At 74.4% G+C, this 4,967-nt stretch carries 5 protein-coding genes and 1 pseudogene; 2 read left to right on the top strand and 4 right to left on the bottom strand.

The genetic code is table 11. From position 1 onward, the window contains the following. The 4 genes from ACFV5N_RS24640 to miaA all read right to left on the bottom strand — a co-directional run. The coding region (locus tag ACFV5N_RS24640) for a RelA/SpoT family protein (RefSeq protein ID WP_385603819.1) at positions 1-1,466 on the bottom strand (1,466 nt) is incomplete at its 3' end. A gap of 338 nt (positions 1,467-1,804) precedes the next feature. Further along, positions 1,805-2,671 carry a diaminopimelate epimerase gene (gene dapF, locus ACFV5N_RS24635; protein ID WP_385603816.1) on the bottom strand — a complete coding sequence of 289 codons (867 nt, stop codon included), beginning with the start codon at positions 2,669-2,671 and terminating at the stop codon, positions 1,805-1,807. Between the two features lie 52 nt (positions 2,672-2,723). Next, positions 2,724-3,098 (bottom strand): hypothetical protein, encoded by a 375-nt coding sequence (locus tag ACFV5N_RS24630; RefSeq protein ID WP_385603813.1) that lies wholly within the window; start codon positions 3,096-3,098, stop codon positions 2,724-2,726. Positions 3,099-3,310: 212 nt separating this feature from the next. Beyond that, positions 3,311-4,261: a tRNA (adenosine(37)-N6)-dimethylallyltransferase MiaA gene (miaA, locus tag ACFV5N_RS24625; protein ID WP_385603811.1), complete on the bottom strand. Its 951-nt coding sequence runs from the start codon at positions 4,259-4,261 to the stop codon at positions 3,311-3,313. Between the two features lie 119 nt (positions 4,262-4,380). On the opposite strand from miaA, the gene ACFV5N_RS24620 reads away from it, so the two are divergent. Continuing rightward, positions 4,381-4,623: a hypothetical protein gene (locus tag ACFV5N_RS24620; protein ID WP_385603808.1), complete on the top strand. Its 243-nt coding sequence runs from the start codon at positions 4,381-4,383 to the stop codon at positions 4,621-4,623. Between the two features lie 35 nt (positions 4,624-4,658). After that, positions 4,659-4,769, top strand: a pseudogene (locus ACFV5N_RS24615) (antitoxin); the annotation flags it as partial. Between the last annotated feature and the right edge of the window lie 198 nt (positions 4,770-4,967).

Below are 4,967 nucleotides of genomic sequence, written 5' to 3'. Positions count from 1 at the left end.
CCGTCGCGCAGCACGGTGCGCAGCGTGGCGAGCCGGCCGTTGACGCGGGCGCCGATGCAGGTGTGGGCGAGCCGGCCGTGCCGGGCGTAGGCGGCGTCGACGCAGGTGGCGCCGGCGGGCAGTTGCAGCGGGCCCTCGTCGTCGGCCTCGGCGAAGACGGTGATCTCCCGGTCCTCGGCGAGTTCGGCGCGCAGCGCGGTCCAGAAGGTGTCGGGGTCGGGCTCCTGGCGCTGCCAGTCCAGCAGCCGGGAGAGCCAGCCGGGGCGGCCCGGCTCGGTGCCCGCCGCCGGTTCGGCCCCGTCGGGGGTCTCCGGCGCGGTGGCGCGGTGCGGGTTGCCGAGGGCGATCACTCCGGCCTCGGCGACCCGGTGCATGGCGTGGGTGCGCACCAGGGCCTCGGCGACCAGGCCGTCCCGGTCGGCGAAGGCGGTGTGCAGGGAGCGGTAGAGGTTGAACTTGGGGGCGGCGATGAAGTCCTTGAACTCGGAGACCACCGGGGTGAAGCAGGTGTGCAGCTCGCCGAGCACCGCGTAGCAGTCGGCGTCCTCCGCGACCAGGATCAGCAGCCGGCCGAAGCCGCCGGGGCCGAGGCCGCCGCGTTTGAGCAGGGCCCGGTGGAGCGAGAGGACGTGCCGGGGGCGGATGAGGACCTCGGCGGCGATCCCCGCCTCGCGCAGGATGACGCGTACCCGGTCGGCGACCTTCTCCAGCGGCTCGGGGCCGGCCTGGTGGGCGCGCAGCAGTTCCAGGGCGCGGGCGTGCTCGGCGGGCTGGAGGATGGCGAAGACCAGGTCCTCCAGCTCGGTCTTGAGTGCCTGGACGCCGAGGCGTTCGGCCAGCGGGATGAGGACCTCGTCGGTGACACGGGCGATGCGGGCCTGCTTCTCGGGGCGCATCACCCCGAGGGTGCGCATGTTGTGCAGCCGGTCGGCGAGCTTGATCGACATCACCCGGACGTCGGTGCCGGTGGCCACCAGCATCTTGCGGAAGGTCTCGGGCTCGGCGGCGGCGCCGTACTCCACCTTCTCCAGCTTGGTGACGCCGTCCACCAGCAGTTCCACCTCAGCGCCGAAGCCGGCGCGCACCTGGTCGAGTGTCACCTCGGTGTCCTCGACCGTGTCGTGCAGCAGTGAGGCGGTCAAGGTGGTGGTCTCGGCGCCGAGTTCGGCGAGGATGAGGGTGACGGCGAGCGGGTGGGTGATGTAGGGCTCGCCGCTCTTGCGCATCTGTCCGCGGTGGGCGGACTCGGCGAGGAGATAGGCGCGGCGCAGGGCGTCGAGGTCGGCGCCGGGGTGGTGCCGCCGGTGCACCTGGGCGATGTGCTCGATGGCGTCGGGCAGCCGGTGGCGGGGGGCCGAGGGGCCGAACACGGCGGCGCGGCCGAGCTGGCGCAGTCTCAGAACGTCGATCCGGTGCCCGCGCCGCGCACGGGCGGCCTTGCTGGGTCCGATCGCCTCTGCACTCAAGGGGCACCTCCCGGCTGTGTCACCGGGCCGCGTTGCTCCCGTGACAATCTCCGCAGCGGCGCCGGTGCTTGATGGTACCGAGCTGATCACCCCGGCCCGTCCGCCGGTCGCCCCTTCCCGCCCGGATCACCCGTTCGAGCGACGAATGTCCCGGCCAGTCTGTCCGAAAGCGAGCCCTGGAGGGGGGAGTTGACCGGCCGTCGGACCGCCCGCGGGTGATCCGGGTCACTGCTGTGGCGGCGGGGACGGGACACCACGGCCGGGGCCGGTGAGCGGCCCACTCCCGCGCCCGCGCCCGGCGCGCGGGACGGTTCCCGCGCCCGGTGCCCCGCACGGTGTCAGGGCAGGGTCACCGTGCCCTCGGCCACGATCTCCGCAGGGCCCGTCATGGTGATGTCGCCGTCCGGGTGTTCGGTGATGTGCAGGGTGCCGCCGGGCACGTCCACCGTGTACGCGGCGGGCTCGCCGTCCACCACCGGGTTCCGGCCGTCGCGGCGGGCGGCGGCCACCATCACCGCGCAGGCGCCCGTCCCGCACGAGCGGGTCTCGCCGGAACCGCGCTCGTGCACCCGCAGGGCGACGTGCCGCGGGCCCCGGTCCACCACGAACTCCACGTTCGTCCCGTGCGGATACACCTCGGCCGGCCGCACCTCGGGCGGGCTCAGCAGCGGGCCCGCGTCCGCCAGCGCCGTCACGAACGCCACCGCGTGCGGATTGCCCATGTCCACGTGGCGGGCCGGCCACGAACGCTCCCCGATCCGCACCGTCACCGAGTCGCCGTCACCGCCGGGCAGCCGGGCGGCCCCCATGGAGACCGTCAGCGGCCCGTCCCCGGCGACGCGGACCCGCCGCACCCCGGCCCGGGTGGCCACCGGCACCTCGCCGTCCTTCACCAGCCCGGCCCGCTGGAGGTAGCGCACGAACACCCGGACACCGTTGCCGCACATCTCCGCGATGCTGCCGTCCGCGTTGCGGTAGTCCATGAACCACTCGGCCGCGTCCGCCAGCGCGCGCGCCTCGGGGTGCGCCGCCGAGCGCACCACCCGCAGCAGGCCGTCCGCGCCGATCCCGGCACGCCGGTCGCACAACCGCGCGACGTCCCCGGCGGACAGCTCCAGCCGCCCGTCCGGGTCGGGAATGATCACGAAATCGTTCTCCGTGCCGTGGCCCTTGAGGAACGGTACGGACTGCCGTGCGGTGCTCATCTGCCCGATCGTATCCGGCGGGCGCGGGCCCCGCCGTCCGGCGCGGCCCCGCTCAGCGCAGCAGCGCGACGCGGCTGACGGCGAGCGCGGCGAGCGCGGCGATGCCCAGCCCGTACAGGGTGATCAGCCGCCAGTCCGGGCGGCGCCCCGAGCCCCGGGAGGGGAGCCCCGGCAGGGTGTAGCCGACGCGCAGGGCGGCCATCATGCCCAGCCCGGCGGCGCTGCACCCGATGAGCAGCCCGGTCATCGCGACGACGGCGCCGCCGTCGTCGAAGGTGAAGGCCAGCGGGAAGGCGAACATGAGCGAGCCGAGCAGACCGAGCAGCACGATCGGCACGATGTGCAGGACGCGCAGCCGCCGGGGCGGGCGCAGTTCGCCGTACGACTCGGCGCGCTCCCCGCTCTCCTCGGGTAGGTCCTCACCCACCGGGCCGCCCGGTCCGGGCAGCCGTTGCGCGGGGACCTCGCCCCGGTGCTGCCCGGGGATGTCTCCGGTGGTTCCGTCTGTTTCGCGAGGGCCGGCCTCCATCGCCACGTGCCCTCCCTAGCGATCGGTCTTCACGGCTGCGGCATCGCTCGATGATGGCACGGCGAGGCGCCGGGACCGGCCCCGGGGAGCGTCCCGATGCCATCACGTGATCAGGATGTGACCGTCCGTTCGAGCAGCTCCCAGGCCCGCTCCGCCAGGGGCGCGCCACCGGCGTCCGGGGCGCCGTCGAGCCAGTGCACGCGGGGGTCGCGCCGGAACCAGGTCTCCTGCCGCCGCGCGAAGCGCCGGGTGGCGCGCACCGTCTCGGCCCGTGCCTCCTCCTCGGTGCACTCCCCGGCCAGCGCCGCCAGCACCTGCTGGTAGCCCAGCGCGCGGGAGGCCGTCCGGCCCTCGCGCAGTCCGGCGGGCTCCAGGCCGCGTACCTCCTCGACCAGCCCGGCGGCCCACATCCGGTCCACCCGGGCGGCGATCCGCGCGTCCAGCGCGGGCCGGTCGGTGGCGATGCCGATCTGGAGCGCCCGGTAGTGTCCGGCGTCCTCGCCCGAGGCCGGGAGGTTCGCGGTGAACGGCCGTCCGGTGATCTCGATGACCTCCAGGGCCCGCACGATGCGCCGCCCGTTGCCGGGCAGGATCGCGGCGGCGGCGGCCGGGTCGGCGGCGGCGAGCCGGGCGTGCAGCGGGCCGCTGCCCACGGCCTCCAGTTCGGCCTCCAGCCGGGCGCGTACCGCCGGATCGGTGCCGGGGAACTCCAGCTTGTCCAGCGCACCGCGCACATAGAGGCCGGAGCCGCCGACCAGCACCGGGGTGCGGCCGGCCGCCAGCAGCCGGTCGATCTCCGCCCTGGCCAGCCGCTGGTACTCGGCGACGCTGGCGGTGACGGTGACGTCCCAGATGTCGAGCAGCCGGTGCGGCACCCCGTCGCGCTCGGCCTCGGTCAGTTTCGCCGTGCCGATGTCCATGCCCTTGTACAACTGCATGGAGTCGGCGTTGATCACCTCGCCGCCCAGCCGGCGGGCGAGAGCGGTGCCCAGGTCGGACTTGCCGGCGGCGGTGGGGCCGACGACGGCGATGACCTGGGGGGTCGGTGCTGCGGTGTTCATCCGGTGCAGTCTCGCAGACCGGTGGGCGCCACCACGAACGAGCGACGTGACGGGCGGCGGCCGGGGTCGTTTCCACCTCGGGGGACGCCAGGGACACGCACAAGGATCAGGAGCAGCTCATGGGTGTGGTCAGCAAGGTCTTCGGCCGGTTCCGGCGCCGGGCGGACGGGACGGAGCGCGCGCCGGAATCCGCGCCCACCGCGCAGGCCGGTGGCGCGCCGGACGCCGCGGGCGGCACCCCGGCCGGGGAGGGCGGCCACGCCACGGCGGCGGCGCCGGACACCGTGGACATCCCGAAGCAGACGGCGGCCGGCGAAGCCGCGGATAATGAGACGGACGAGGGCGCTCGTCAGCAGCAGTAGGCCGTTGGCAGCACGTGAGAAAGCAGGTGGCCGGGATGGGCTTCATGGACAGGCTCAACGTCGACAAGCTGAAGCAGACGCTCAGCCAGCACCGTGACAAGGTCGAGATCGGCCTGGACAAGGCCGCCGACGCGGCGGACTCCCTGACCAAGGGCAAGTACACCGACCGCATCGAGGACGGGGCGGGCAAGGCCAAGGACGCGCTCGGCAAGCTGGCCGACGACGAGGACGGTCTTGCCGAACATCTGGATGAGGCGCCGGTAGGAGTCCCAGGCGAAGCGCTCGTCGCCGGCCTGCTCGGCGAGGCCCTTCACGGACTTGTCGGACAGACCGATGTTGAGGAC

This window comes from Streptomyces sp. NPDC059853 (genome assembly GCF_042731495.1).
Lineage (GTDB): Bacteria > Actinomycetota > Actinomycetes > Streptomycetales > Streptomycetaceae > Streptomyces.
This window is presented reverse-complemented; position numbering and strand designations above follow the sequence as displayed.

Coding starts and splice junctions, on each gene's coding strand:
- dapF (WP_385603816.1), bottom strand. CDS start 2,671: ATGAGCACCGCACGGCAGTCCGTACCGTTCCTCAAGGGCCACGGCACG.
- miaA (WP_385603811.1), bottom strand. CDS start 4,261: ATGAACACCGCAGCACCGACCCCCCAGGTCATCGCCGTCGTCGGCCCC.
- ACFV5N_RS24620 (WP_385603808.1), top strand. CDS start 4,381: ATGGGTGTGGTCAGCAAGGTCTTCGGCCGGTTCCGGCGCCGGGCGGAC.